Origin of the sequence: Rhodococcus oxybenzonivorans (assembly GCF_003130705.1) — a bacterium.
GTDB classification, from domain to species: Bacteria; Actinomycetota; Actinomycetes; order Mycobacteriales; family Mycobacteriaceae; genus Rhodococcus_F; species Rhodococcus_F oxybenzonivorans.
This window is the reverse complement of sequence record NZ_CP021355.1, coordinates 637,816-663,417: the sequence shown is the minus strand read 5'-3', so window position 1 is coordinate 663,417 and position 25,602 is coordinate 637,816. Positions and strand designations below refer to the sequence as shown.

Below are 25,602 nucleotides of genomic sequence, written 5' to 3'. Positions count from 1 at the left end.
CGCTGCGGCCACTCAGTCCCGCACCTCCCAGCCCGTGACCGGAACCGCGCCGACCTCGATTGCGGCCGCACACGCCTCGTCGCGATATCTCACATCTCGGCCGGCGAGTTAGCCCTCGTCGGCTCAACCGTTTAGTGAACAATCGGTATTTACTAGTTCTGGAGCCTTGCTCAATCCCGATGTCGCAACCAACCACTGAGGTGCCACATGCCCAGCAAGCTGCGTGTTCTGAACGATCTGACAACTTCCGGCCCCATCGACTCGACTCAGTTTCAGCGGATAGCTGTGCTGGATCTAGACGCAGGCCATCCACTCCTCGTCACGGCAACCGGCACAGTGGAGGGAGTGGATCTCCAATTCAATTCACGAGTCACGATCCGCCTCGAACTGCGCGATGGCAGCGTCGCCGCCGCACGCCCCGAATCGCAGACGTCATTCCAGGCGCCAGCTTCCCCCGTATTCGCCGCTTTGGAAACCTTCTCACTGATAGCGGCGTCGGACGCATTGACTCCAATTCCCAGCGGCACCGCAGTGTTACGACCACCGCGTGCGGTCCTCTCAGCGCGCAAGGAGGGGAGCTCCGGGGCCTTCGCATTCCGCAACATTCGGATCGTTGCACTCACCGTTGATGAGATTGTCGAGACGACCATTGGTCCTTAGCCCGTCCGTGCGGCCGCCTCAAGATTGACCGAATTCTCACGGATCGTGTGGGAGGACCGACTGGCGTGATGCGTAGTCAGGCGTGCCAAGAATCCGGTCGTGCTCAGGGCCCAGTTCGGTTCAAAAGGTGAGACGGCCGCCCAGTACCAAAATGGTTCACTGTGCTGCATCGAAAGCTTTCCACCCGATTTGCTGCCGGCAGTCATCCTCACCAGATGGGAGACCAGCCCGCGACCGATCCTCGAGAAGGTCACCCGCGAGCAGGTCGCGCAGATCAACGCCGTTCCCCTTCCAAGGACGAGCACAGCGCACCTCGACTCAAGGGGACACCGCAGGTGGCCTGGTAACCGCCGGCGGCGGCTGGCAGGCCCTGCGCCCCGCGCAACCACCGATGCTGGACCGAAAAACCGGTGAGAAGGTGCACTTCCTGTTTGCTGTCCGGGGCGGGCGGATCAGTAAGAACTACATCAACGACACGATCATCCCGCGCTCTGCCGCAAGGCCGACGTTCCGGCAGCCGACGTTCGCGGGCCGATCACCAGCCACCGCGCTCGCTCCACCATCGCGACACAGCTCTACAACGCCAAGGAACCGATGACGCTGTTCGAGCTGCAGGCTTGGCTCGGGCACCGCAGCCCGGAATCGACCCAGCACTACGCCAAAATCACCCAGAACACCCTGGCCAAGGCATACAACGACGCCGGCTACTTCGCCCGCAACGCCCGCACCGGGCCGCCGGCGGCCACCCGGGTACAGCAACCTACACTCAGTGGCACGACAGAAGCAGTGCAACGTCGTCCCCCACTCCCTCCGCTCGCCATTGTCGTGAACGGCTCTCTTTACTGGACTCTCGTCGCTCGCGGCTCTATGAGCTCGGTTTCATCGATTTCCTCTACGCTGACGACTTCTTGCGGATTCCCAGGCTCTGCGCACACAACTCCGCACCGCCGGCTACCGACACCGCGACCGGTGCCGCGGCACCACGCGTGACCGTCCCCTGCATGCCCGACACCACTCCGTGGGCATCAGTGTTCGGTGTTCGGTATTGACCGAACACCGAACACCTGCGAGGATCGGAACGGTGAACGCAGGGCGGATCCCGCAGAGCCGCGCAGGTGCAGGCATCGAGGCCTTCGTGGTCGATGCCTTCGCGCAGTTGGACATCGAGGCCCGCCCGCCCATAACGGTATCCGGGAGCAACGCCGACCTTGTCGTGGACCCGGACGGCGTAGCAGTGCCGATCCACCTGGAGTTCCGCACGTTGATCACCGTCGACGTTGCCGAGCGGCTGCTCACCGACATTGCGCCCTCGATTGCCGCGGCCGCGCCCACACCGTTGCTCGTCGTGGCCGACCGGGTGACCGAAGATGCGCGCACAGTGCTCATCCGCCACCACGGCGGCTACCTCGACCTGCGTGGCCGACTCGCTCTGCGCACCGATCGCCTGGTGATCGACGCCGAGGTGCAGCCGGTCAAGGAACGCACCGCACGGTCCGAGGCGCTCGGCGGCAAGGCCGGACTCGAGGTCGCCACGGCCATGCTGCTGCACCCCGAACGAGCCGGCACGGTGCGCGGGTTGGCGCGCGAACTCGGCCGCTCCCCCAGCACGGTCTCGGAAATTCTCGCCGCCCTACGCCGAGACGACCTCCTCGACGCGAACAACATTCTGGTCGGCACCGACCTGTTCTGGCAGGTCGCCGGCCGCTGGACGAGCCCGCGTGTTCATCTGGCACAGCCACCGACGCCGGGCGATACCAGCCTGCAACGAACGCTTCGACTCGGTCTCGACGCGCTCGACGGACCCGGGTGGGCACTGACCGACTCCGCCGCCGCCGCCGCGTACGGCGCACCCCTCGCATTCCGCGCAGGCCACACCCTCGACTTCTTCGTCCCCGACCCATCGATCCTCCGGCGCGCGAGCACCCTCCTCGGTACCGCGGAATCAGCCCGGCACGCGCACGCCACCGTGCGGGTCGCGCCCGTTCCCGCGGTCGTCCAGTCCCGGATCGAGCTGGACACCAACCCGCTCGAATGGCCGCTTGCGCATCCGGTGTTCGTCGCGCTCGATCTCGCCCAAGACCTCGGGCGGGGCCGGGAAATTCTGGACGCCTGGACACCCGGGGAACGGTGGACCCGTGTCTGGTAGCCATGTCGTGTTCGTCGGCGATGCGATGGCCGCCGTCGTCCAAGGTGTCATCGAGGTTCGGGCACTTATCGGCCAGGCGCCCGTCATCGTCGGTGGCCTCGCCGTGCTGTCACGGTTGTCGAACCCCTACCGCGCCACCGTCGACCTCGACCTCGTCGACCGGCTTCTCGGCCACCTCCCCCAGCTCGAGGTCCTTCGCGCCGCCGACGGCGCGGAGCCGGTCGAGCCGGCGGCCGTCCTCCTACCCACCCGGTACGGATCAGTCAAGGTCGACGTCCTCGAAGTCCGTCAGGTCGAACTCGACCAACCGAGCGACGATCCCGGGGACCGCCTTCACGCCTCGGCGCACGCCTGGGCCAACGACACCGCAACCGACATGACCATCGAGGTGATCCGCACCAGCGGTGAGCGCGTCGCAGTCACAACCCCGGTCGCCGAGCCCGGGCCGCTGATCGCGATGAAACTCCAAGCGGTGATGAATCGCTCGACGGACAAGCAGGGCACCGACCTACTCGACATCGTGCACCTCGTGCTCGACGACACCACCCGCGCGGCGGCGCTGGCCCAGATTCGCTCCGTCGAAGCGGCCACGGTGCAGGACATCGCTATCCACGTCGATCTGTGGTTCACCCGCAAACGTCTGCAGTCGCTTCAACGGGTCCGTGCAGTGGGCGGCCGCGACATCACCACCGATGACCTCGATCTGGTCGCCGAGTTGTTGACCGACGCGGCACAACGCTAGCGCCGCCATGTCATGTGATTGACGAAGTCAGCAATGGTCGCGCTGTGGTGTTGTGTCGGTAGGCCGCCCCGCAGCCAGGGACCGAATCGTCGACCAGGTCGACCGCCCGCAACAACGCTACCGAAAAGAGTCCTCCCGCAGCTACCTACCGGCTGGCCGTGACCCGGATCGTGCGCCCGCGCGACCGCCGTTAACGATACCGATGCCGTCCTGGGCGCACGCGTCGCACCAGGACTAACCCACCGGCCGAGCGGCGTCTTCATGTTCGGGAACCGCCGCTCGACACCGAGCGCTCACTGCGTCACAGCACGCCACTCGTCTGTGCGCTCAGGCGTTGCCTGCGCCAGTGCCTTCAACGTCGCTTCCCGATCAAAAATCTTGCCGTAGACCGGGGTTCCCGGCTGCTGACGCCAGGAATCTTCGACTGTGCCCGCGTCGACAGGGTCAAAGCCTAGCTGATTGATCAGATCGAATACCACCTGCTTCTGCAGTGCGTCGTCGCCGGCGACGGGGAGCGCGATCCGGCCGCTCGCCCCTTCCGGTAGGCCCTTCTCGAGAAGGTGCTTCCACCAAATTCCGTTGAATGCCTTGAACACCGGCACGCCGAGGTGTTCTTGCACCCATTCACTTTCTACCTGACCGTCTTCGATGGCGGAGATCAAGCCGTCTCGCTGCTGCGGGTAGTAGTTGTTGGTCTCGATCACCGGAGCACCATCGCCCGCGCCCGCGAGGATGTCGGCGGGAAGGTCCACGACGTTCTTCTGCGGGATGCTCACGATCACCAGGTCCGCACCCTCGGCGGCTTCGGTGTTCAGTACCGCCTTTGCGCCGGTCTCCGCCTCGAGGTCGGCGAGGGTGTCGGGTGTCCGAGAGTTCGACACGCGCACATCGTGACCGAGCGCAGTCAGCCTCCGTGTCAGCGTGCCACCGATCTGACCAGCTCCGATGATTCCGATGCGCATATCTCTTGTGCCCCTTCGTCGAGTGCCGCGATACGTCGCGACTGCTGCTTGCCCCAACCACGGACACCGTCGGATGATTCCGCGTGGGCACATTCAACTCGACCTGATTCAAATACTTGACAGTTCGACTCAGGCTACTGACGTCCCGCGTTCTCGGTCCTGTCGTAGATGGGACCGACACAAGAATGACGCACCCGCAGCATAAGACGGCTGGGCCGGTTCCCGATGGAGGCGTCGGCAAGAGTGCGGTCCTAACGCCTGTGGCCCTCCACAACGAACCCTCGTAGGCCGGGCACGAAGCCGAGACGCCCGGATTCGGACCCCTCAGGCGGTTGCGATGGAATCGATCGCGACTCCGGTCAGGTGGGGAAGCCCGGCAGGGCACTCCGCAGCCCGTGCTTGGCTGACGAGCCCAGAGACTCGCAGACCATGCACGGGCGGCCGAGCCGCCTACTTCTCGCCGCGGAACGCCGCACCGGCGATGGACGTGGACTCCTTGCCGTCGGGGCCGACGGGAACGTCGCCCTCGAGGGTGGTGCGGTACAGGACGCGGGTGACGTCGAGGTGGTCGAGGTCGGTGGGCGCGAGGTGGGCGGTGGCACGGTTGTCCCAGAACGCGAGGCTGCCCGGCGCCCAGCGGAAGCGCACCGTGTACGCGGGATTCGTCACCTCAGCGAACAGCAGGTCCAGCAGGCGATCGCTCTGCGACGGCGAGACCCCGACGATCCGGCTGGTGAAACCGGGTGTGACGAACAGTGCCCGCTCCCCCGTCACCGGGTGCACACGGACCACCGGGTGTTCGGTGACCAGGGGGTTCTCCCGCGTCTTCTGGGCGTAGCTGCTGTCCTCGGCCCACTGCGGGTGCCGTCCGCCGAACCGGTGCTCGGCGCGGAGTCCGTCGACGAGGCCCTTCAGCGAGTCCGGCAGACCCTGGTATGCGGCGACGAGGTTCGTCCACTGGGTGTCGCCAGCCTGCTCCGGGACGATGTGCGCGCGCAGGATCGTGCCGGCAGGTGGGTTGATCAGCGCGGTGACATCGGTGTGCCACTTGTTGTCGTAGCTGTATTTCTTGCGCCCGAAGCGCTTCTCGTACTTGCGGCTGTCGACGGCGAGGATCTGCGGGAAACCCTTGGGGGCTTCGTCGTCGTACGGATGCGACGGCGTCACGTCACCGAATTTTCGCGAGAATGCGATCTGTTCGGCGTGCCCGATCTCCTGGTCGCGGAAGAACAGGACCTTGTGGCGGTGCAGGGCGTCGCGGATCTGCGCTACCTCGTTGTCGGCCAGTTCTTTCCGGAGGTCGATTCCGGAGATCTCGGCGCCGATGTGCCCGGCGACGGGACGAACCTCTAGTGCGGTGTCGGCGGTCCGATCCGAGTCGGCGGGTGCAGCGGTGGTGAGTGTCATTGAGTACTCCTGGTTTCGGGCCTATTCGATACGTCGCGATCATCATCGAGTCCTGAACCACGTTGCTACAAGGGTTTTTTCACATTGGAAGAAAGGTTCACCCTGAGTTTTTCCCTACCGGAATGCGAGAAATGTCGTTCCGGCGCCCGCACCGATCCGCGCCGCGACGCCCCGCATCGGCGGCACGATCTGCCGCACCAGATCGTCGGTGAGACGCCGGCGGGGCGCTTGGACCCCGAACGCGCCGGGGACGAGGGCCTGCACGATCCGATATGCGGTGCGGGCGGCCAACCCGGTGCGGGCGGCGAGCGCGCTGACGGTCAGGCCGGTGGCCCCCTAGGAAGCACGCGAGTACCGTGATCGCCCGTTCCACCGCCTGCGAGGCCGAAACGCGGTCTGAACGAACTCAGGCCGAGCGTGCGGCGCCGTACTCGGGAAGCGGCACCGCGAAACGCTCACGCAGGGTCTTCTCCGCGTATTCGTGGCGGAAGAGTCCCCGCTTGCGGAGCAGGGGCACCACTTCGTCGACGAAGGTGTCGAGTCCGGACGGGAACGCGTCCGGCATCAGGTTGAATCCGTCGGCCGCCTCGGCGCGGAACCACGCCTCGATGGTGTCGGCCACCTGTCCCGGTGTGCCGATCACGGCGCGGTGCCCACCACCGCCGTCCAACTCGCGAAGGAGCTGGGCCACAGTCAGACTCCGCTCACGCGCGAGCCCGACCACGGATTCGCGGAACCCGAGGGAACCCGCGAACGTCGCCGGGTCAGGCGGTCCGTCCAGCAGCGATGCCGGGATCGGCTGGTCGAGGTCGAGTTCCGCCAGCGGGACTCCGAGGGTCAGGCTCAGCCGGTCCCAGCCGAACTTCGCGGGGACGTGAGTGCGAAGTTGTTCGTGGCGAGCGACCGCCTCCGCTTCGGTCGAGCCGATGACCGTGATCAGCCCGGGCAGGATCTTCACATCGTCGGGGTTGCGGCCGGCTGCACGCGCGACATCCTTGACGTGCTTGTAATGCCTACGTCCGGCGTCGAGCGTCAGCTCCGCGGAGAACACGCCGTGTGCGGTGCGGCCGGCGAGGTCACGCCCGGCGGGTGACCCGCCCGCCTGGATGAGCGGCGGCTGCCCCTGCTCCGACGGCGGCACCCGCAGCACGCCGTCGACGTCGAAGAACTCGCTGTGATGCGACACCGGGACACCGCTCCGGGCGCTCTCCCACAGCGCGGTCACCACACCGACGAAGGCCTCGGCACGGCGATAGCGGTAGTCGCGGCCCGGAATCTGCTCGAATCCGAAATTGGCTGCGGCCGTCGGCGAATACGTGGTGACCACATTCCACGCCACCCGGCCGCCGCTGAGGTAGTCGAGGGACAGGAAGCGTTCGGCGAGATCGCGCGGGTCGTTGAACGTGGTGGAGGCGGTCCCGATCAGGCCCAGGTGCTCCGTCGCCGTCGCCACGGCCGCCAGGATCACCGACGGTTCCAGCGCCCGGGTCGGCTTCACCCGGGGGTTCTCCCAGAAGCCGGGACCGTCGGCGAGGAAGAACGCGTCAAGGGTGCCACGTTCGGCGATCTGCGCGATCCTGGTGAAGTGGTCGAGATCGACGAACGAGTGCGTGTGCACGTCGTCGAGTGTCCACGCGCCGGGGGCGATTCCCACGTCGAGGACGTTCACGTTGAGCACCAGTTGGCGGCGGGAGCTACTCACGGCAGTGCCTTCCGAATCAGAAGAATCCGGTGTCGGGAAGCGGGGTCTCGTTGACCACGAGGTCGCCGATCACCCGCGCCTTGTACACCGTTGGGTTGTGGGAGAACAGGGTTCGCAGGTTGCGCCAGTGCCTGTCCAGGTGCGCCGACTCCCGGGTGGCCGAGGCGCCGCCGACCTCGAACAACCGGCCGGCTGCGCGGAGCGCGATGTCCTCGATAGAGACCTTCACCTTGGCGGCAAGTACCGCGGCCTGCTGCTCGAGCCGGGCGTCGACCCCGGCGATGCGCGCGATGTCCGCGGCCACATCCTGTGCTGCCGCCGCCGCCCGGACCACGGACTCCGCCGCGAAGGCCGCCGCGGAGAGTGTTCCGACGATCTCGAGCAACTGCGGATCGTGCCGTGGTTCCTCGGCGACAGCGAACACGAAGCTGCGCTTGCGGCTGCGGATCAGCTCGGCGGACTCGGTCGTGACGGTGCGGAGGATGCCCGCCGCGATCGCGTGGAGATACAACTGGGGAAGCGCCTGCCGCGGCCGGGTCTCCTCGTCGCCACCGCGGAACGGCAGCGTCTCGGACTCCTCGACGGCGACGTTCTCGAACACCGTCGTCCCGCTGCCGGTGTGACGCTGGCCTATTCCGTCCCAGTCGTCCTTGTGGACGATCCCCGCCCGATCGGCGGGAACGATGGCGCTCAGCGCCTTGCCGTCCGGGAGGTTGGCGGAGACCCGGATGAAATCGGAGTACAGCGAACCGGTGCTGTAGAACTTGACCCCGTCGAGGCGGTATCCGCCGGGTGCCGGTGTCAGAGTGGATTCGAAGCTGTAGGAGCCGACTGCGCGGGTGCTCAGCTCCGAGGACGCGCCACCGAACAGTTTGCCCGACAGGATCTCCGGCAGCCACGCGTCCTTGCGCTCCGTCCGCGGTGCCCGCAGCACTTCCTCGACGAAGGCGTAATGAACCCGGACGATGTGAGGCACATCGGGATCGGCCTCGGCGAGGTCGATCACCAGATCGAAGAGATCCTGCAAGGTATAGCCACCGCCGCCGTGTTCCCGCGGCACACGCACGGCCCCGAGCCGGTGTTCGCGGATCAACTCGACGGCCCGCTGCGGGCCTTCGGTTCCGCCACGGGTGCGTCGCCGCGAGGCGTCCTCGGCGATCTCGGCGATCACGGCGGCCAGTTCGGCGGAGCCGCGTGCCGGTGGACGCACCGCCCCCGGTGCGGGGACCTCGGATACCGCTGTCATGGTGAATCTCCTGCCTTCGGTGGAATGCTCAGCTGATCGGGAACGCGCTGCGGCCGCCGGACAGTACGGTCTCCGCCGCCTGCAGGCCCAGACGGTCACGCAGGGTGCGCCGCGGGTCCTGGAAGATCGGCTCCCGCCGTACCGCGTCGAGCAGAGCCTGCAAGGTGGTCGTGGTGGCCCCTCGGAAGACGACGCCGTCGGCCTCCGTCAGAGGGGAAACGCCGCCGGGCGCCCAGTGCCGGTCGATCAGCAACACCTGGTCGCGGGCGGCATCGGGGTCGAAGTGCGCCCGATAGCGTCGCACCGCATCCTCGTCCGCAAGGATCACGGCGTCGGCCGTGCGCCGCGCCGTCATCAGTCCGGCTTCATTCACGGGACGCCAGAACACGGGCGGCTTGCGTTGCGGTGGCTCGGGGACGTTGAGCGGGCCCGACACCGAGTACGTGCCCGCATGATCGATGTAGACGATTCGCTCGGATTCCGCAAAGATGCCACGCTCGGCGTCGTCGATGATGGTGTCACCCGGCCAGCTCTCCCACAACTTCCGGACCACCGACACGGCATCGACCGCCGCGTCCACCGAGGGTGACCCGATCAGCCAGCCGACCCTGCCGTGAGATCCGTGGTCGAGCGAGCCGAGCCGGCGCGCGAGATTGAACGGGTGATCGCGGACGGGAGTATCAGCCACCACCAGCCCGACCGACGTCGTGTGACGAGCCAGGACGGTGGCGGCCACGGTCGCATCGATCGTCGGGTGACTCGCGTCCCCCGCGTCCAGCCGGTCGCCGCCAAGAACGACGAAGTCGATTCCCGACTCGTCGATGCTGCGTCCGAACTCTTCTCGCCGCGCCGGCTCTCTCGGGTGGAGCAGTTCGATGACGAGTGCGGCGTCGACGTGCAGTCCGATGACGGAATGACGGCTCATGACGGTTCCCCTCTCCGCGATAGTCGTTACCCTCCCAGAGCATCACTCACCGGACGAGCGTTGCGCTCAGTCTGATTCTGGTCACGTGAGGCCATGAAACATTCTGTCGCCCAGTAGCACTCACTTGCGTTCCGTCCACGTGTCGTAGAACCAGGGCACGGAGGTGGCCGCGGTGCGGAAGTCGTGGATGTGCGGGGCGACCGCGAAGATCTGGGTATCCAGCAGGCCCGGCCGAAGTACGCCGACGTCAGGCCGAGCCCCCTTGCGAGGACCAGTCCGAGGATCACCGCGATGACGGAACCGCTGATGGGGTTTTCCGCTCGTCCTGATCGCAACGACCTTCCTAACGGTCTGCCGGACAGAGCTATTCGAGCCGCATTCACCTGCCGGGTATCGAAAAGCACGGGGTTCGTGTTTCCACTCACGCTGCGGAGAAGGCTGTACCACACACCGACGCGGGCCGTAGCGTGGCCCGTGTGATCACCGTCTGGGTCATCGCGGGTGCGTTCCTTCTGTTCCGTGGGGTTCCGGGCGTATTCGCGCTGTGGAGATCCCGGTCGTGGACCGGGTCCGAGTGCTCGGTCGTCGACGTACGGCCATCGATCAGCTACTCGTACCGGGTCGGAAGCGACGAGTTCGTCGGTCAGCGGCGGACCTTCGATCCCGGACCGACGCACGGTGCGTTTCTGCCCGACGCGGATAGGGGAGAGTTCGTTGTCGGGCAGGTCCTCTGGCTGTGGTACGACCCGCGGAATCCGCGGTCCAGTGTCCTACGGCGTAGTGCGTCCGTATCGATGTTGCTGGTGATCCTCGGGATGGCGTCCCTCGCCCTCGCGACATCCACCCTCTTCTCAGGAGATGACCTTTGACATCACGACAGCAGACCCTCGAACCGACAACGGGAGACCTTCGATGAGTGTGATCCAGCGCAGCAGGACCTTCTACGGCCTCGCACTCGGTGAGCATCTGCTCGTCGACGCGATTCGCCGCGGCCGGGTCGACGAACTCGCCGCATTCATCACCCGCACGGGCGCGGACTTCGTCCTGCTCGGCGTCGAGCGGGTGTCGCGGACCGCTCCCCGACCCACTGCCGCGCTGTCGCCCAGCGTGTCCGCCGCGGCCTTGATCGCCGCCACCGACGACGTCGGTGTGTTCGTCACCGCGGTCCCCCACCTCGACCACCCGTACAACCTGGCTCGCCGACTCGCATCGCTCGATCACACCAGCCGCGGCCGGGTCGGCTGGCTCACCGGTGTGGAAGACCGATCGGCGCCGGACAACCTGACTCGGGAAGGGGTGTGGATCGATGCCGGGCCGAGTCCCGCAGCCACGACCGATGCGATCCACGCCACCCGCACCCTGTGGGAGAGCTGGCCGGCCGACACGATCCGTGGGCGCCCGCACGACCTGCGTTTCGCCGATTCCGACCGGATCGTCTACGCCGACCACCGCGGGATCTTCGACATCACCGGCCCCCTCAACGTCCCCACCCCGCCGCAGCAGAAGATTCCCGTCGCGTGGTGGGCGCAGGACGGCGACGACATGGTCTCCGCAGCCGAGGTTTCCGACATCGTCGTGCTGGACGGCAGCCAGGTCGACCGTCACGGGCCGGCTGTGCGTGAGCGCGCATCGCTGTTCGTCGCCGACGATCCCGGCGCCACCGACGTGGACGGTCACATCGCGACCGTCACCGACCTCGACGCCGGCTTCACCGCGTGGCCGAGGCCGACTCGGCCCCGCGGGTACCGGCAGCGGTCGCTCCGGGCGACGCTGCGGCTGCCCGAACCGGCGCCGGCACCGGCCCACCGCCGTCCGGTCTATCCGGGCGCGAAGAACTAGCGTTCTTCTGATCAAGTCGATTCTTAGGCATGACTTTCCGTTTACCCACGCCTATCGTTTCGGGAATCGACCGGCCCGTTCGCGGGCCGGGATTTTCCGTCCCGACGGCCGACCCGAGGTGCCGTCATCCGACACAGGTGGTTCAGCATGATCGAAGTCCGTTCCGTCACGAAACGATTCGGGAAGAAATCCAGTTCCGTCGAAGTGCTCCACGACATCGACTTCTCCGCCGGCACAGGCCAGATCGCGGCGGTGATCGGCCAGAGCGGTGCGGGCAAGACCACGCTGTCGCGCATCATCAGCCTGCTGGAGCGTCCGTCCGAGGGGCGCATTCTGCTCGACGGTGTCGACGTCTCGGGACTGTCCGAACGCCGGCTCCGGGATCAGCGCCGCGCGATCGGCACGATCTTCCAGGCGTCGAGTCTCCTCGCCCGTCGCACGGCGGCGGAGAATGTGGCCCTGCCGCTCGAATTCGCCGGTGTTGGCCGCACCGAGCGGCGAGCACGGGTGGAGGAGCTGCTCGGACGGGTCGGTCTGTCCGACAAGGCCGACCTCTACCCTCGGCAGCTGTCCGGCGGGCAGCGGCAGCGCGTGGGGATTGCCCGGTCGCTGGCACTCGCCCCCAAGGTCCTGGTGTCGGACGAGGCGACGTCCGGGCTCGATCCGAGTACCACCCGATCCATCCTCGCGTTGCTTCGTGAACTGCGCGACGACCTCGGACTGACGATCGTGCTGATCACCCACGAAATGGATGTCGTCCGGCAGGTCGCGGACGTGGTCACCGTCCTCGATGCGGGGCGGGTGGTGGAATCGGGCCCGGTGATCGAACTCCTCCGGGATCCCCGGTCCGAACTCGGTGTCGGCCTCCTCCCCGACCGTTCCCACATCACCACGGCGGACCGGGACGTGCTCTGGCACGTCACCTACGGCTCCGACACCGTTCCCACCAACTGGATCGAACTTCTCGGCAAGGCCACCGGCTGGTCGATCGGGGTGCTGTCCGGGACCGTGGAATCGGTCGGCGGACGCCCGGCCGGTCGGGTCACCATCTCGGTGGCCGGTGAGCATCCGTCCGTCGGCGACCTGCTGTCGTCGTGGGGCCTGCACGGAACCCGGGTCGAGAACGCCACATCCGCGCGTACCACCGAGGAGGCAGCGGCATGAGCGCCCCGGGCACTGCCGTTCTCGCCATTTCGACTCCGGTCGACGAACTTCCCGAGCTGTTCCTCCCCGCCCTGCAGCAGACCGTGCAGATGGTCGGGATCACGGTGATCCTGGCCATCCTGCTGGGCACTCCGCTGGCGGTCATCCTGCACAACACCGCTCCCCGCGGGTTGTTCCCCAACCCGGCGGTCAACGCGGTCGCGGGCTGGGTGGTCAACCTCGGTCGATCACTTCCCTTCCTGGTGCTGATGGCCGCCATCATTCCGTTCACCCGGTTCATCGTCGGCACGTCGCTCGGGGTGCAGGCCGCGGCGGTTCCGATGACGCTGGCCGCGACGCCGTACGTCGCGCGTCTGATCGAGAATTCGCTGCGCGACGTTCCCCCCGAAGTGGTGGAAGTGGGCCGGGCCTCAGCCGGGTCGAACTTTCAGATCATCCGCAAAGTGCAACTCCACGAGGCGGTCCCGACGATCATCGGCGCTCTGACCATCGCGCTGATCGGCATCCTCGACATGTCGGCGATCGCCGGCGCGGTGGGCGCAGGCGGCATCGGCAACCTCGCCATCGCCTACGGCTACAACAGATTCGACAACACCGTGATGATCACGACGGTCATCGCACTCGTGGTACTGGTCCAGGTCATCCAGCTCGTCGGCGATCTGGCCGCCCGCCTCACCAACCGGCGCTGAACCTTCCTTCACATCCACCCAGATCAGAGGACAACACCCATGACGAATCGACCCCGCTCGGTAACGCGCGCCCGCGCTGCGGCGGCAGGCGGACTGACGGCCACCCTCCTTCTCCTCCTCACCGCGTGCGGCGCGGCCGAGGGCAACGACCGCACCGAGGGCGACGGCCCGCAGACCACGTTCAAGATCGGATACACCGCCGGATCGATCCTGGACGAAAAGCTCGCCAAGGAAGTCGCGAAACTCGCCCCCGACCACGGCATCACCGTCGAACCCGTCCAGATCGAGGATTCGAAGCTCAAGAATCTCGCAGTCTCCCAAGGCGACATCGACGCCAACCACAGCCAGCATCAGGAATGGATGCGCGTGCAGAACGAGGACGGCAACCTCGGACTGTATGCGGCCGGAGACTGGTACGTCCTCAAGTTCTCGGGCTACTCCGAGAAGTACGGCAAACTCGAGGATCTCCCGAAGGGCGCGAAGGTCGCCATCCCCGACGACCCGTCGAATCAGGCGCAGGCACTGCAGACCCTGCAGGACCTCGGCCAGCTCACCCTCAAGGACGGTGTCGACCCGTCGCGCGTGACCATCCGCGACGTCAAGGACAACCCGAAGTCGTTCGAGTTTACCGAGGCCGCGCTGGCGCAGTTGCCGCGCACCCTCCCCGACATCGACCTGGCGCTGGGCTGGCGGTCCAACTTCGACCTCGCCGACGTCCCCGACGACAAGATCGTCTTCAACGCCCCCGCCTACGAGTTGTACTGGATCGAGGTCGTCATCAACGAGACGAACAAGGACAACCCCGACTTCGCGCCGCTGCTCGACACCTACCACGACCCGCGGATCGGCCAGCTCATCGACAGCGACCCGTTCTTCTCCCGGGTGGCGCAGAGCATCGAATCGGCGAAGGCCACCGACCGCAGCCAGACCAATCTCGACGGCGCGGCCGCGAAGCCGGCCGGCTGATGCCCGCGCAACGAGAGGTCATCCTCAACGTCAACGTGCTGGACGTGGGTTTCCACCCGTCCGCGTGGCGGGCTCCCGACCTGCACCCGACGTCGTTCATCGACCCGAACTACTACACCGAGGTCGCGCAGATCGCCGAACGCGGCACCCTCGACGCGCTGTTCCTCGCGGACGGTCCGGCGCTCCGCGAGGATCCCGCCGTCAAGCCGACGCGGGCCCTCGAACCGACCACCGTGCTCGGGGTGGTGGCGAGCGCGACCGAGCACCTCGGCCTGATCGGCACGGCGTCGACGACGTTCAACGATCCGTTCGACCTGGCGGACCGATTCCTCTCCCTCGACGTCGTGTCCGGCGGACGGGTGGCGTGGAATGTGGTGACCACGTTCCACGCCGGGACCGCCCACAATTTCGGTCGCTCCCGGATTCCGGACCGCGAGTCGCGGTACCGCCGGGCCACGGAATTCGTGGACGTCGTGACGGCACTGTGGGAATCGGCGACCACCCGGGACCCGGTGCACCACGACGGGGAGTTCTTCCACGTTCACGGTGTACTGCCCGTGCCGCCGTCGCCGCAGGGCCACCCCCTGCTCGTGCAGGCCGGCGGATCCCCGCAGGGTCGCACGCTGGCAGGACGCAGCGCCGACGCTGTGTTCTCGGCGGAGCTCACACTCGATGCCGGGCGGCAACACTACCGGGACGTGAAGGATGTCGCGCGTGCCGCCGGTCGCGATCCCCAGGCAGTGAAGATCCTTCCCGGCCTCGTCACGGTGGTGGGCTGCACCGAGGCCGAGGCGATCGCCCGGTACGAAGACTGGGAATCCAAGGCCGCCGACGGCTTCTCCGCCGAACGGCTCGGCGGCATGCTCGGCATCGACCTGAGCTCGCTCGACCCGGACCGGCCGATCCCGGAGGAGTTGCTCCGTGCTCCGGTCGATCCGACGTTCCCCGGATCGCTCGGGTTCCGGGAAGCCGTCGTGCGACTGGCACTCGAAAGCCGGTACTCGGTGTCCGAACTGCTCCGCAAGGCCGGCGGCTTCGGCCACCGGCTCGTCGTCGGCTCACCCGAACAGATCGCCGACACCTTCGAGGAATGGTTCCTGGCGGGCGCGGCGGACGGCTTCAACCTCATGCCGGACGGATTCCCCTCCGGGCTCACCGATTTCGTCGATCACGTCGTTCCGCTCCTCCGCAAGAAGGGGATCTTCCGGAACGAGTACGCAGAATCCACCCTCCGCGAACGCTTCGAGGGCGCTCCACTCCCCGTGAGTGGTTAAGTGCAGCGCGCTAATTCGACGCGGGTGTCGTAGTCATTTCTGTTAGCGAGAACCTTCGTCCATGTGCACCTCCACCCACGCCTTGATATCGCTCATGAGGGTGTGGAGCGAGAGTCCGAGGTCAGTCAGCTCGTAGGTGCCGTGACCGGCACGGCGGCGTCACCGTGCGGGTGAGCAGGCCGTCGCGTTCGAGGGAGCGCAGCGTCTGTTGTGGGCATCTTCTGACTGACTCCGGCCAGCCGGCGGGACAGCTCCAGGTAGCGCAAATGCCGCGGCTCGCCGATGCAGTCTTCGCCCTCACGTGGTCCGTCGCTGCCCAGCACCGTCAGGACCAGCGTCCCCACTTGTCGCAGATCCGGTCGAGGAGCTGTCGGCTGGGACAGGTCGCCAGGAACGCCTCGTATTCCACCTTCGCTTGCGCCCGCTCCCCGCCGTCATCGCCGGCCTCGCTGGCGGCTGCAACAACAACAAGTCCGCCGCCACTGCACCGACCACCACTGCGGTCGCGGCACTGGCACCGAAGATCACCACCACGACCGCAGCGCCCACCACGGTTCCGACTCAGGTCACGCGACCTGCCGTCGCTGGACGCAACGGTGAAATCGTGCAACAGGAACTGTCCACGTTCGGCCTGACCAACGTCTCCCTCGCCTCCGCCGACCCGTATGACACCCTTGTGATCATGGCCGCGAACTGGACCGCCGTCAGCATTGAGCCGGGCCCGGGCACCATCGCCGCCGGCGGGCGATCCGGTCGTCGTCACACTGACGAAGAAGTAGCACGTGGGCCGGTCTTTCGCTGCCCGACATCCCGTCCTGGCCGGTCTGGGCGTCCTGTTCGTGCTCGGGTTGATCATCAAGTACTGGTGGGTGATCGCCGCAGGCGCTGCCCTCGCCGCGATCGCGTACGGCGGCATCGGAGTGTGGGAGAACCACCGCGCCCGTCAGGGTGCCGAGCACGTACGACGGCAGGAGCTCGCCGCGCGAGCGACCTACGAGCACAACCTGTACCTGCAGGGCCACCCCGGCGGCGTGTACGGGCAGTACCACCCGCCCGCTCCCTGACCGGGCGGACGAATCTGGCTGAATGCGAAGAGAATACGCCCTCGGGTCGGATCGACTTTTCGACACGCAACCGGGCGGGGACCTGTCCGGAGGTCAACCGACCAAGGGACGGTAACTCCCGAGCTCGAGGAGGGACCGCACGTAGCCCGCCTCGGCCACCGCCGTCACCTCCTCGAGGTAGACCAGGGCAGCCGGATCGGCGGTCTCGAGGTCAAGGCACATCTGCTGCGCGATCCAACGTCGGAGCGCGTCGTGGGAGGTCATCTCACATCACCATCTACGGGGTACCCACCCGGGTCGGTGCCCACGCATCCGGACCCTGCCGGGTTGCGTCCGAACGATGAGCCCTTCCGAGGAGGCAGTCGACAAGGGGGAAGTCGATGACACGGTTCCGTCCTTATCCCCGGTCGGCGACAGCACCTGTGGCATCGATGGTGTTGTCCGGTGGTGTGCCTGTTCAACCATTATCACGGCGCGTCCGTCTTGGCCGTGTCGGCACCGAAAATCACCGGAGTGTGCGGTCGTGCGTCGGACCGCACCCCCGCCGCGGTCAGGGTGCCGACCAGATGTTCGTGCAGGTAAGGGCTCGATGCGGGAGTCTCGGTAGTCACGCCAAATGAATCCGGCCAGTAAGCCGTCCTGATTGATTCCCGCCAGGCCGGCCTGGGGTTGAGGACCGCGATCGTGACGTCCTCACCTCGGCATGCCTATTTGCGCAGCAGCTTGCTGCGTAAATGCCGGTTCCCCGCGTCTTTCCACTTCTCGAGAAGCGACGACCAGCCGGTGCCTTAGAGGTCGATACAGAGGCCGGATGTATGTCTGTACGCCCGGCTGCACCATCTGTCGGTCGGATGGGAGAAGATGGCGACGATGAGTCGAGCAGAAGAAATCGAGCCCGCCGGCTACGGCGCGTTACTCGAGGACATCAAGTCCCAGGTCCGCACCGCCCGTGTTCATGCTGCTCGCAAGGTCAACACCGAACTGATCCTCCTGTACTGGAAGATCGGGAAGCTGATCCGCGCTCGGCAGAACGAGGAAGGGTGGGGCACCCGGGTCATTGCCCGGCTCGCCGACGACCTGCGCACCGAGTTCCCCGGCATGCGAGGACTGTCGCAACGCAATCTGGTCTACATGCGCACCCTTGCCACCGCGTACCCCGACCCCATTGCGCAGCACCCTGCTGCGCAATTGCCGTGGGGACACATCCTCGTCCTCCTCGACCGTGTCCCCGACCCCCGTGTCCGCGACTGGTACGCCAGCCAGGCGGCCCATCACGGCTGGTCCCGTGCCACACTCGTCCACCACATCACCTCGGACAGACATCTGCGTGTCGGTGCCGCACCGAACAACTTCCCCACCACGCTGCCGGCGCACGAATCCGACCTCGCCCACGAAATCCTGCAGGATCCGTACAACCTCGACTTCCTGGGCCTCGACGCCGGTTACAGCGAACGCGAACTCGAAGATGCCCTCATCGGCCGACTCACCCATTTCCTCACCGAGCTCGGTGGTGGTTTTTCCTTCGTCGGACGCCAGTACAAGCTCACCGTCGGCAACTCCGACTACTACCTCGATCTGCTGTTCTTCCACCTGGGCCTGCGCCGCTTCGTCGTCTTCGAGCTCAAAATCGGCCACGCCGAGCCCGAACACATCGGCAAGCTCAACTTCTACGTCAACGCCGTCGATGACCTGCTCCGCAAACCCGAGCACGGCGACGGCACCACCATCGGCATCCTCCTCGCCGCCGACCGCGACGACATCGTCGTCGAATACGCCCTTCGCGGTCTGGACTCGCCGCTCGCCGTCAGCACCTACACCACACACCGGTCCCTGCCCGCCGACCTCCGGCCCGCCCTACCGACAGCCGCGGACCTCGCCGACGCCATCCGGGACGTCCGACACCCCCACAACCCCCCGCCCCCTATCCCTGGGCCGGCCACCGACAGTTGAACACCCGCGCCCTGGGTGCCGGCGGAACGCTCTGCAACGTAGAGTCCGGTGGCGTTTCCCGCGCCAGATACCGGTCGATGACGGTGCGTCGGAACCGCAGCCGGGTGAGGGATGCCGCGAAGCGGATCATCGTGCTGGTGTCGGATTTGGTGTGCAGCGGGCCACCGGGTACGGACATGGCGGTGAGCTGCGCGGCGACCTTGCCGCGCAGTGGATCCGGGGAATTCACGCAGACCGTGCCGCCTGCTCGAGGGCGTCGGTGTTGCGTTCCGTCAACCGGCCGATCTCGTCGTCGGTGAGCAGTCCGCGGTAGTAGGCGCGTTCGATCTCGTCCCAGCTGCCGGGCTCGTATGCGTCGGCCGAGATGCCGCTGCTGACCGGAACCGTGCCGAAGGTGAAGTTCCAGTCCAGCAGCACCTGCATCATCTCGGTATCGCTGATCTCGCCGGCGGTGCGGCGGTCGATGACCTCGGTCGGTGTTCGGTCGAGGAGGGCCGGGTTTTCCAGCACGGTGCGCAGCATGCGGTGAATCGTAGGTTGGGAGATTCCGATGTGCTCATGGATCACCCGTTGGGTGATGTGGGCGGCGTTGGCCTCGGCCACCGCCCGCCGGACATCGAGGTCGGCGACCCTGCGCCGTGCGGCCGCTGCATCAAGGGCGGCCAAGGCCTTGCGATCAATGGTGTCCACAACCACGCACCTCCTGATTCATCTTGAATCATTCCACCACAGCTACCCAAAGCGGACCGATACCGCCCGCCCCATTGCCGACCCCACCGACATTCGGGGGCAGTAGCCGTCGGCGGCGACCCTATTAACGCGGTGAATGTCGAGTCAGATCACCGGACGTCGACCCGGACACCGCGCCCCGTTCCGAACAGGGGCCCGCACGCCCGACACTGGACCGGGTGCAAGATCCATGACGGCACGGTTGTTACTTAGCAAAAAGAGTTAGCACTCTGCCGGTCTAAGTGCTAAATTGTCATTGAGGTCCGGGTCACAAGCTGTGAGATCTCGACCGAGCCGCGACCGTCAACGCCTGCACTTTGAGCACGGAGCCGTGGTCAGCAGGCCTCGACAACGCCGCGCGAGTTCGTGGACCGAACAGGCCCGACGACGCGCCCGGCTCTGATGCAGCGAACCGTGCCCGCCGACCCAACTCGTCACCGCTTGAAGGAGGACCATGACCGCCGCCGTCTCCCGCATGAGTTCCTCCGTCGACCACAACGAGAAACGGAAGCATTGCTCGCGGTTGCCCGCCCTGTCGATCGCCCTCGGGGCGTTGTCCATTGCGTCGTTCTGGGTGGTCGGACTCGGCTTCCTCCTGGGAGTAGCCGCGGTGGTCTGCGGCGCCATCGCCACCTCGCGGTCCGCAGTGGTCGACGACGAGGCGGCATCGTTGCGGGCCCTACTGGGCGTCGTGGCCGGCGCCGCGGGGATCACCGTCTCCGCGATCGCCCTGCTCCCCATGCTGGCGCACCTATAAATTCCCGCCCTGGCCGCTGGGTATGCGCCGACATCCAGATTGACCAATCACCGCACCGGCCAGCCGCGAAAAAGATCCACGCGCCCCCCCGTCCCGATACCGATCCAGCCAATTCCTCTGACAGCAAACGACACTGGGTCAATTGGCGGCCACCGAGCCGAACCGGCGGGGCACGATCCCCGTCCGCCTGGGATCGGGCGGCAGCCGCCCGGTTGCATACTGCCACCGACCCCGTCCTATCCTGGCGAGTCCGAACACCCAGAGCATGAGGACGACACAGCCATGGCCACCGATTACGACGCCCCCAGAGTCACCGAATCCGACGAGGCGGACACCTCCCTCGAACAGCTGACCGCCAGCCGGAAAGACACCCAGTCCCCCGTCGTGGACGTCGAGGACGCCGACACCGCCGAGTCCTTCGAACTGCCCGGCGCCGACCTGTCCGGCGAAGAACTCACCGTCCGCGTCATCCCGAAGCAGGCCGATGAATTCACCTGCACCAGTTGCTTCCTCGTCCACCACCGCAGCCGCATCGCCGACGCCGCACAGCTGATCTGCCGCGACTGCGCCTGAGACCGTCGGAGCATCAGAGGACCCGAACGTCTCCACACCAGTAACGGTGCAATCCTCCGGGTCGGCTGATCTGCGCGGAGTCTGCCACCGCCGTATGTCACCGCATCGCACACACTCGACCCGCGCGATGTCTTCGTCTCAGGTACCTCCCGGCGACCTGCAATGGAGGCGGTGGGGCGGGCGGGGCTCGAAACCCGCGACCACCGATTCCGAGGACACGGCTCTCACCGACTGAGCTGTAGCCCCATCACCGCACCAAGCCCACCATCACGGGATATGGCGATGCTCATGGCCACCCTGCTGGCCAGTCTCCGCCCGTGCCGGGCGGCAGGTCTTCATGCGCGGCCGAAGAGCTGCCGCACGCCACCGTCCTCATCGACCGCATACAGCGCCATCCCCAACAAATCCAGAACCCGCTGAGGTGCCCTCCCCGCCGCGTCCACTGACCCAGGCTCGTCCCGCACGACCAACGCAAACGACACCGACTGATCCGCCTCGCTCGGCATCCGCCTCACCAACTGCCCGATCGCGGTATCGACATCCAACCCCGGCACGGTGGACGCACCCTCGACCTCGGCGTAGAGCCGACGACCGTCCTTCTCGGCAACGATATCCACGACATCCGAATCGGTCACCACCGTCCACCCCTGAGATGACAACCACCCCGCGAAGTCCCGGGCCACGCGAGCCTCATCACCTCTCATACCCGACACGGTAAGCCAGAAGCCCCAGTTCCGAACAACACCACAGCGCAAACACGTCCGGTGCGGCTATGCCACGACTGAGGCATACCCCGACAGATCGTCCGGTGAGATCGACGTACCCCCCTCCGGGACCTCATCCGCACGATTCATGCAATCGACTGACGGGTAGCGCAATTCGTGTGCACGATGCCCGGCGCCGCCCAGAACCGGCCACGAAGCGGCTGCCGTCGATCACTCTCCCCGGTGTCGGCCGGGTGCCCGCACAGCCGACTCCTGGTTCGGGTTCAGGTCCGGGTTCGCGGCGGAGCGGTGGAAGCCCGGATCGATGGTCAGGTCTTCGGTGTCGGCAAAAACCAGCCGCCCGTCGTCGAGCGCGACCGCCCACCGATGCACCGGCGCCCACTCGTGCCCACCACCGCCCGGATCGGTCACCGCCGCATAATCCTCGACCACCTCACCGGTGAGATCGGCTCCGGCGCTCCTGCGGACCAGCACCCGGGCACCGACCGTCAACTCCGGGCCATCGACCGGCCGGTTGCCGCTGTTTCGGGCCATGCTGCTGCACCTCTTCGCTCGGCGAAACTCCCAAGATCGAGCATAAGCACCCGACCGGCCCGGTACGCGACCCGATCAGCACGAACACAATCCGAGATCGAACCGCCCCGGAGCAGTCGACTGCCACGTTGCCGCCTGCGGACACCCAGATGCGCCCAGCACACAACCGACTCGCTGCATTCGCGCGACAGCAACCGGCTGGACCCCGCCCACCGGTTGCGCGAACGCGGCGACCTCGTCGGATACGAACTCGGTGTCCGTTACATCCACCAACCGTCGCCGTCTCCCGCCTGTGTTCCTCCGTCGACGGCAACGAGATTGCTGAGCAGCATGGCTGGTGGTTGCCCGCCGTGTCGATCACCCTGGGCGCATTGTCCGTTGCATCCTTCTGGGTGGTCGCACTCGGCTCCCTCCTGGGGAGTGGCCGCGGTGGTCTGCGGCGCCATCGCCGCGTCGCGGTCCGCGGTAGCGGACGACGAGGCGGCATCGTTGCGGGCCCTACTGGGCGTCGTTGCCAGCGCCGCGGGCATCACAGTCTCCGCGATCGCCCTGTTCCCCATGCTGGCGCACCTGTGAACCGCCAACACGGCCACCGCGTGCGCGGTCGCCACCCGGCTTGTGAGGCTGCCCCCTTGGAGTGGACACCCCTGACAATGGTTCTAGTAGAGCCAGGAGGGATGTCGAAGTGGGACGCCAGTCTCTGTACACGGAGGAATTCCGGAAGGACGCGATCGCGCTGTACCGCGCGGCCGACGGCCAGCGCACATACGCGGCGGTCGCCGCGGACCTGGGCATCAGTGGCGAGACGCTACGGACGTGGGTCCGCAAGGACACCGCCCGCAATGGACGCCCGGAGGCCCGTAGCACCGCCGGTGGGGAGACCGAAGCGGACGAGCTCGCGCGGCTGCGGGCAGAGAACGCCCGGTTACGCGGTGCCGAGAAGGAATGGCAGCTCGAACGCGAATCCTGCGCCGGGCAGCCGCGTATTTCGCGAAAGAGGTGAAGTGAAGACCCGCCGCTGGGACTTCATCTCCGACCATCGCGCCGAGTTCGGCGTGCAGCGGCTGTGCCGGGTGCTGGGAACCTCCCGCTCCGGTTACTACCGGCACCTGGCCACCGAGGATGCTCGCGCCGAGCACGCGGCGGAGAAGGCTGCGACAGTCGCCGAGATCCGCGCCATCCATGCCGAGCACCGCAGCGCCTACGGCGCCCCGCGCGTTCACGCCGAACTCCGCTCCCGCGGACGCAAGATCAACCGCAAACGGGTGACCCGGCTGATGCGAATCCACCACGTGGTCGGCCGGCACCTGCGCCGCAGCAAGCGCACGACTATCGCGGACAAGTCGGCTCCGTCGGTGCCGGATCTGGTGATGCGAGACTTCACCGCTACGGCTGTCGATACCAAATGGTGTGGGGACATCACCTAATGGGTGAGTCGGACCAACGATCCGACACGCACAAGGCGACTGGCGGGAGGTCCCTGAGATATTACCGATCCAGGCGCAGTCTGAGCATTGAGCTGCTGGAAGGGGATCACTGCTGTGATGGCAACCGACTGTGTGAGAGGTCTGAATGTAGACGGTGACCCTGCCAGTCGCTGGGGCACGTGATCGGCTTGTGAGATGCCGCGCCGAAGAGCGCTTCCATTAGGTCGCCGCACAACCCCCGAGCTCACAGCAAAATACGCCGCTGGACAGGAGGTTGTACATGAGCATCAACTGCGGGATCGATTGGGCCGAAGTGCATCACGATGTCGCCCTCGTCGACGAGAACGGCACCGTCGTCGCCGGAAGCGCATCGACACCGGCACAGCGGGATTGACCGCGCTGCTGGAGGTAATCGCGGAGAGCGGAGGCGCACCCGGCACCACCCCTATCGCGATCGAAACCGACAAGAATCTACTCGTCGTGGCCCTGGTGGAAGCAGGATTCACCGTATACCCGATCAACCCCGTGCGGTGGCCCGCTACCGCGAACGCCACGGACAGGCCGGCGGCAAGTCCGATCCGGGTGACGCCGCGATTCTGGCGAATATTCTGCGCACCGACCGAGCGATGCACCGTCCGATGCCGGCGATCAGCGAACACGGCCGGGCGATCAAGGCCCTCGCCCGTCAGCACCAGGAGGCGATCTGGGCGCTGTATCAGACCATCAGCCGACTACGTTCTGTATTGCTGGAATTTTATCCTGGTGCACTGCAGGCATTTCCGAATTTGAAGCACCGCGCCGCGGTCGCGGTGCTCTCCGCGGCGCCCACCCCTGCATCGGGTCGAGCCCTGATCAGACGCAAAGTTGTGGCGCTCCTGCATCACAGTGGCCGACGCAACGACCCGAACCTGGTCGAGCGGATCCTGCGGGAGCTGAAAACGCCCGCGCTCGGGCAGCCGCCGCAGGTCGAGGAGGCACTCGGTCATGCTGTCACCGGCCTGCTCGCCGTCATCGCCTCGATGCAGCAGTCCGTGGACAGCCTGGAGAACGCGCTGGGTCGCGAATTCGACAGCCACCCCCTCGCACCGATCCTGCGGTCGGCTCCGGGTCTCGGTCCGATTCTCGCCGCCCGGGTCCTGGCCGAGGTCGGCGACGATCCTGCACGGTTCGCGACGGCGAACGGGTTGCGCGCGTTCGCCGGCACTGCGCCGATCACCCGCGCCTCGGGCCGATCGCACTACGTCAAGGCGCGAAAGGTCCGCAACAAGCGACTCGGCGACGCCTGCCACTGGTGGGCGTTCGTCACCCTCACCAAATCAGCGGGCGCACGTGCCCACTACGACAAACGGCGAGCCGCGGCGACCACCACAACGCCGCGCTGCGCAACCTCGCCAACAAGCTCCTCGGACGCATGTGGTGGTGTCTGCAACACAACGAACCCTGGGACGACCACGCCGCCTGGCCCGACCATCAGATCCCGTCTCAACCGGCGGCTGCTTGACATCTGACCCGCGTGGGATGTCTACATCCCCGTGGGATCCTCGTGGTTGTTCTTGGCCACGGTGATCGACATCTGCTCACGCCGGGTGGTGGGCTGGTCCATCGCCGACCACATGCGCACCGATCTCGTCACGGACGCGATCGAGATGGCGGTGCGCACCCGCGGTGGTGACGTCGGTGGCGTCATCTTCCACAGTGACCGCGGAACGCAGTACACCGCAGCAGCTTTCGTCGATGTATGCCGCCGTCATGGGATCCAGCAGAGTCGGGGACGGGTCGGGTCAAGTTACGATAATGCTCTCGCCGAGTCGTTCTTCCAAGGACTCAAGAGGGAGTGGCTGCACGGACGGAGTTGGACGTCGAAGTCGCAGGCACGGCTGGAGCTGTTCGAGTGGCTCTCGTACTTCAATCGACGTCGCCGTCACTCCGCCCTCGGATACCTCACCCCAGTGGATTTCGAACAACGACTGATCGCGTCGTCTACGCTGTCAGTCGCCGCATGAAATCCGGTGTCCACCTTCAAGGGGCAACCTCACTTGACCCGACCGCACCACCCCGGCACCACCGTCCCCGACCCAGGGTGAACTGCATCGCGACCACCATGCCTCGGGGTGCTGCACC

At 66.5% G+C, this 25,602-nt stretch carries 26 protein-coding genes and 5 pseudogenes; 17 read left to right on the top strand and 14 right to left on the bottom strand.

Annotated elements, in window-relative coordinates; genetic code table 11:
• Window positions 1–207: 207 nt before the first annotated feature.
• The 4 genes and pseudogenes from CBI38_RS34140 (at window position 208) to CBI38_RS34120 (ending at window position 3,548) form a co-directional block, all read left to right on the top strand.
• Window positions 208–660, top strand: coding sequence for a hypothetical protein (locus tag CBI38_RS34140; RefSeq protein WP_109335861.1), 453 nt, complete (start codon window positions 208–210; stop codon window positions 658–660).
• A gap of 534 nt (window positions 661–1,194) precedes the next feature.
• Window positions 1,195–1,272: pseudogene (locus tag CBI38_RS40850) on the top strand (hypothetical protein); the annotation flags it as partial.
• Window positions 1,273–1,741: 469 nt separating this feature from the next.
• A complete protein-coding gene (locus tag CBI38_RS34125; protein WP_109335859.1) occupies window positions 1,742–2,806 on the top strand; it encodes a helix-turn-helix domain-containing protein in 1,065 nt (354 codons plus the stop codon).
• Window positions 2,796–3,548: a nucleotidyl transferase AbiEii/AbiGii toxin family protein gene (locus CBI38_RS34120; RefSeq protein ID WP_230990331.1), complete on the top strand. Its 753-nt coding sequence runs from the start codon at window positions 2,796–2,798 to the stop codon at window positions 3,546–3,548. Before CBI38_RS34125 ends, CBI38_RS34120 begins: the two co-directional genes overlap by 11 nt.
• Before the next feature lie 293 nt (window positions 3,549–3,841).
• Here the strand turns inward: CBI38_RS34120 and CBI38_RS34115 are convergent, their stop codons facing one another.
• The 6 genes from CBI38_RS34115 to CBI38_RS34090 all read right to left on the bottom strand — a co-directional run bounded on the left by CBI38_RS34115 (window position 3,842) and on the right by CBI38_RS34090 (window position 9,790).
• On the bottom strand, window positions 3,842–4,603 hold the full coding sequence (locus tag CBI38_RS34115) for an NADPH-dependent F420 reductase (RefSeq protein ID WP_335743637.1): 762 nt from the start codon (window positions 4,601–4,603) through the stop codon (window positions 3,842–3,844).
• Between the two features lie 357 nt (window positions 4,604–4,960).
• Entirely contained in the window at window positions 4,961–5,917 is a 957-nt protein-coding gene (locus CBI38_RS34110; protein ID WP_109335857.1) for a TauD/TfdA dioxygenase family protein, read from the bottom strand.
• A 114-nt stretch (window positions 5,918–6,031) separates the two neighbouring features.
• The gene (locus tag CBI38_RS39785; protein ID WP_230990330.1) at window positions 6,032–6,181 is read right to left on the bottom strand and encodes a hypothetical protein; all 150 of its coding nucleotides are present in this window, start codon (window positions 6,179–6,181) and stop codon (window positions 6,032–6,034) included.
• Between the two features lie 142 nt (window positions 6,182–6,323).
• The gene (locus CBI38_RS34100) at window positions 6,324–7,619 is read right to left on the bottom strand and encodes an LLM class flavin-dependent oxidoreductase (protein WP_109335856.1); all 1,296 of its coding nucleotides are present in this window, start codon (window positions 7,617–7,619) and stop codon (window positions 6,324–6,326) included.
• Between the two features lie 16 nt (window positions 7,620–7,635).
• Window positions 7,636–8,865 (bottom strand): acyl-CoA dehydrogenase family protein, encoded by a 1,230-nt coding sequence (locus tag CBI38_RS34095; protein ID WP_109335855.1) that lies wholly within the window; start codon window positions 8,863–8,865, stop codon window positions 7,636–7,638.
• Between the two features lie 28 nt (window positions 8,866–8,893).
• Window positions 8,894–9,790: an LLM class flavin-dependent oxidoreductase gene (locus CBI38_RS34090; protein ID WP_109335854.1), complete on the bottom strand. Its 897-nt coding sequence runs from the start codon at window positions 9,788–9,790 to the stop codon at window positions 8,894–8,896.
• A 476-nt stretch (window positions 9,791–10,266) separates the two neighbouring features.
• Here CBI38_RS34090 and CBI38_RS34085 point away from each other — a divergent pair, with 476 nt between their 5' ends.
• The 6 genes from CBI38_RS34085 to CBI38_RS34060 all read left to right on the top strand — a co-directional run bounded on the left by CBI38_RS34085 (window position 10,267) and on the right by CBI38_RS34060 (window position 15,722).
• Window positions 10,267–10,659, top strand: a complete 393-nt coding sequence (locus CBI38_RS34085; RefSeq protein ID WP_109336126.1) for a DUF3592 domain-containing protein — start codon at window positions 10,267–10,269, stop codon at window positions 10,657–10,659.
• 43 nt (window positions 10,660–10,702) lie between these two features.
• On the top strand, window positions 10,703–11,629 hold the full coding sequence (locus CBI38_RS34080; protein WP_109335853.1) for an LLM class flavin-dependent oxidoreductase: 927 nt from the start codon (window positions 10,703–10,705) through the stop codon (window positions 11,627–11,629).
• A 147-nt stretch (window positions 11,630–11,776) separates the two neighbouring features.
• On the top strand, window positions 11,777–12,793 hold the full coding sequence (locus tag CBI38_RS34075) for a methionine ABC transporter ATP-binding protein (protein WP_109335852.1): 1,017 nt from the start codon (window positions 11,777–11,779) through the stop codon (window positions 12,791–12,793).
• Window positions 12,790–13,482: a methionine ABC transporter permease gene (locus CBI38_RS34070; protein ID WP_109335851.1), complete on the top strand. Its 693-nt coding sequence runs from the start codon at window positions 12,790–12,792 to the stop codon at window positions 13,480–13,482. Before CBI38_RS34075 ends, CBI38_RS34070 begins: the two co-directional genes overlap by 4 nt.
• Before the next feature lie 39 nt (window positions 13,483–13,521).
• On the top strand, window positions 13,522–14,448 hold the full coding sequence (locus tag CBI38_RS34065; RefSeq protein ID WP_109335850.1) for a MetQ/NlpA family ABC transporter substrate-binding protein: 927 nt from the start codon (window positions 13,522–13,524) through the stop codon (window positions 14,446–14,448).
• On the top strand, window positions 14,448–15,722 hold the full coding sequence (locus tag CBI38_RS34060) for an NtaA/DmoA family FMN-dependent monooxygenase (protein ID WP_109335849.1): 1,275 nt from the start codon (window positions 14,448–14,450) through the stop codon (window positions 15,720–15,722). The genes CBI38_RS34065 and CBI38_RS34060 overlap by 1 nt, the downstream gene beginning before the upstream one ends.
• Here the strand turns inward: CBI38_RS34060 and CBI38_RS39780 are convergent.
• Window positions 15,719–16,131 (bottom strand): annotated as a pseudogene (locus tag CBI38_RS39780) (winged helix-turn-helix transcriptional regulator). The gene CBI38_RS34060 and the pseudogene CBI38_RS39780 sit on opposite strands and share 4 nt — an antisense overlap.
• A 373-nt stretch (window positions 16,132–16,504) precedes the next feature.
• On the opposite strand from CBI38_RS39780, the gene CBI38_RS34050 reads away from it, so the two are divergent.
• Window positions 16,505–16,786: a hypothetical protein gene (locus tag CBI38_RS34050; protein WP_109335848.1), complete on the top strand. Its 282-nt coding sequence runs from the start codon at window positions 16,505–16,507 to the stop codon at window positions 16,784–16,786.
• Between the two features lie 93 nt (window positions 16,787–16,879).
• Here the strand turns inward: CBI38_RS34050 and CBI38_RS38665 are convergent, their stop codons facing one another.
• Both CBI38_RS38665 and CBI38_RS38135 read right to left on the bottom strand, forming a co-directional pair.
• Window positions 16,880–17,050: a hypothetical protein gene (locus CBI38_RS38665; RefSeq protein WP_204165021.1), complete on the bottom strand. Its 171-nt coding sequence runs from the start codon at window positions 17,048–17,050 to the stop codon at window positions 16,880–16,882.
• Window positions 17,051–17,253: 203 nt separating this feature from the next.
• Window positions 17,254–17,397: a hypothetical protein gene (locus tag CBI38_RS38135; protein WP_162603371.1), complete on the bottom strand. Its 144-nt coding sequence runs from the start codon at window positions 17,395–17,397 to the stop codon at window positions 17,254–17,256.
• Window positions 17,398–17,647: 250 nt separating this feature from the next.
• On the opposite strand from CBI38_RS38135, the gene CBI38_RS34045 reads away from it, so the two are divergent.
• Window positions 17,648–18,736, top strand: coding sequence for a PDDEXK nuclease domain-containing protein (locus CBI38_RS34045; RefSeq protein ID WP_109335847.1), 1,089 nt, complete (start codon window positions 17,648–17,650; stop codon window positions 18,734–18,736).
• Here the strand turns inward: CBI38_RS34045 and CBI38_RS34040 are convergent.
• Window positions 18,708–18,965: a hypothetical protein gene (locus CBI38_RS34040; protein ID WP_109335846.1), complete on the bottom strand. Its 258-nt coding sequence runs from the start codon at window positions 18,963–18,965 to the stop codon at window positions 18,708–18,710. The genes CBI38_RS34045 and CBI38_RS34040 overlap by 29 nt on opposite strands.
• Entirely contained in the window at window positions 18,962–19,426 is a 465-nt protein-coding gene (locus CBI38_RS39775; RefSeq protein ID WP_230990328.1) for a winged helix-turn-helix domain-containing protein, read from the bottom strand. The genes CBI38_RS34040 and CBI38_RS39775 overlap by 4 nt, the downstream gene beginning before the upstream one ends.
• Before the next feature lie 493 nt (window positions 19,427–19,919).
• Between CBI38_RS39775 and CBI38_RS34030 the strand changes: the two genes are divergently transcribed.
• Both CBI38_RS34030 and CBI38_RS34025 read left to right on the top strand, forming a co-directional pair.
• A complete protein-coding gene (locus CBI38_RS34030) occupies window positions 19,920–20,222 on the top strand; it encodes a hypothetical protein (protein WP_230990327.1) in 303 nt (100 codons plus the stop codon).
• Between the two features lie 282 nt (window positions 20,223–20,504).
• Window positions 20,505–20,795 (top strand): DUF4193 domain-containing protein, encoded by a 291-nt coding sequence (locus CBI38_RS34025; RefSeq protein WP_109335845.1) that lies wholly within the window; start codon window positions 20,505–20,507, stop codon window positions 20,793–20,795.
• A gap of 335 nt (window positions 20,796–21,130) precedes the next feature.
• Here CBI38_RS34025 and CBI38_RS34020 read toward each other — a convergent pair whose 3' ends face one another.
• The 3 genes from CBI38_RS34020 to CBI38_RS38130 all read right to left on the bottom strand — a co-directional run bounded on the left by CBI38_RS34020 (window position 21,131) and on the right by CBI38_RS38130 (window position 22,614).
• Window positions 21,131–21,478, bottom strand: a complete 348-nt coding sequence (locus CBI38_RS34020) for a hypothetical protein (protein ID WP_109336123.1) — start codon at window positions 21,476–21,478, stop codon at window positions 21,131–21,133.
• Window positions 21,479–21,730: 252 nt separating this feature from the next.
• The gene (locus CBI38_RS34015; RefSeq protein ID WP_109335844.1) at window positions 21,731–22,054 is read right to left on the bottom strand and encodes a hypothetical protein; all 324 of its coding nucleotides are present in this window, start codon (window positions 22,052–22,054) and stop codon (window positions 21,731–21,733) included.
• Between the two features lie 260 nt (window positions 22,055–22,314).
• On the bottom strand, window positions 22,315–22,614 hold the full coding sequence (locus tag CBI38_RS38130) for a hypothetical protein (RefSeq protein ID WP_162603370.1): 300 nt from the start codon (window positions 22,612–22,614) through the stop codon (window positions 22,315–22,317).
• Between the two features lie 125 nt (window positions 22,615–22,739).
• Here CBI38_RS38130 and CBI38_RS34005 point away from each other — a divergent pair.
• The 3 pseudogenes from CBI38_RS34005 to CBI38_RS33995 all read left to right on the top strand — a co-directional run.
• Window positions 22,740–23,478, top strand: a pseudogene (locus CBI38_RS34005) (IS3 family transposase); the annotation flags it as partial.
• Window positions 23,479–23,761: 283 nt separating this feature from the next.
• A pseudogene (locus CBI38_RS34000) lies at window positions 23,762–24,982 on the top strand (IS110 family RNA-guided transposase).
• Between the two features lie 22 nt (window positions 24,983–25,004).
• Window positions 25,005–25,484: pseudogene (locus CBI38_RS33995) on the top strand (IS3 family transposase); the annotation flags it as partial.
• Between the last annotated feature and the right edge of the window lie 118 nt (window positions 25,485–25,602).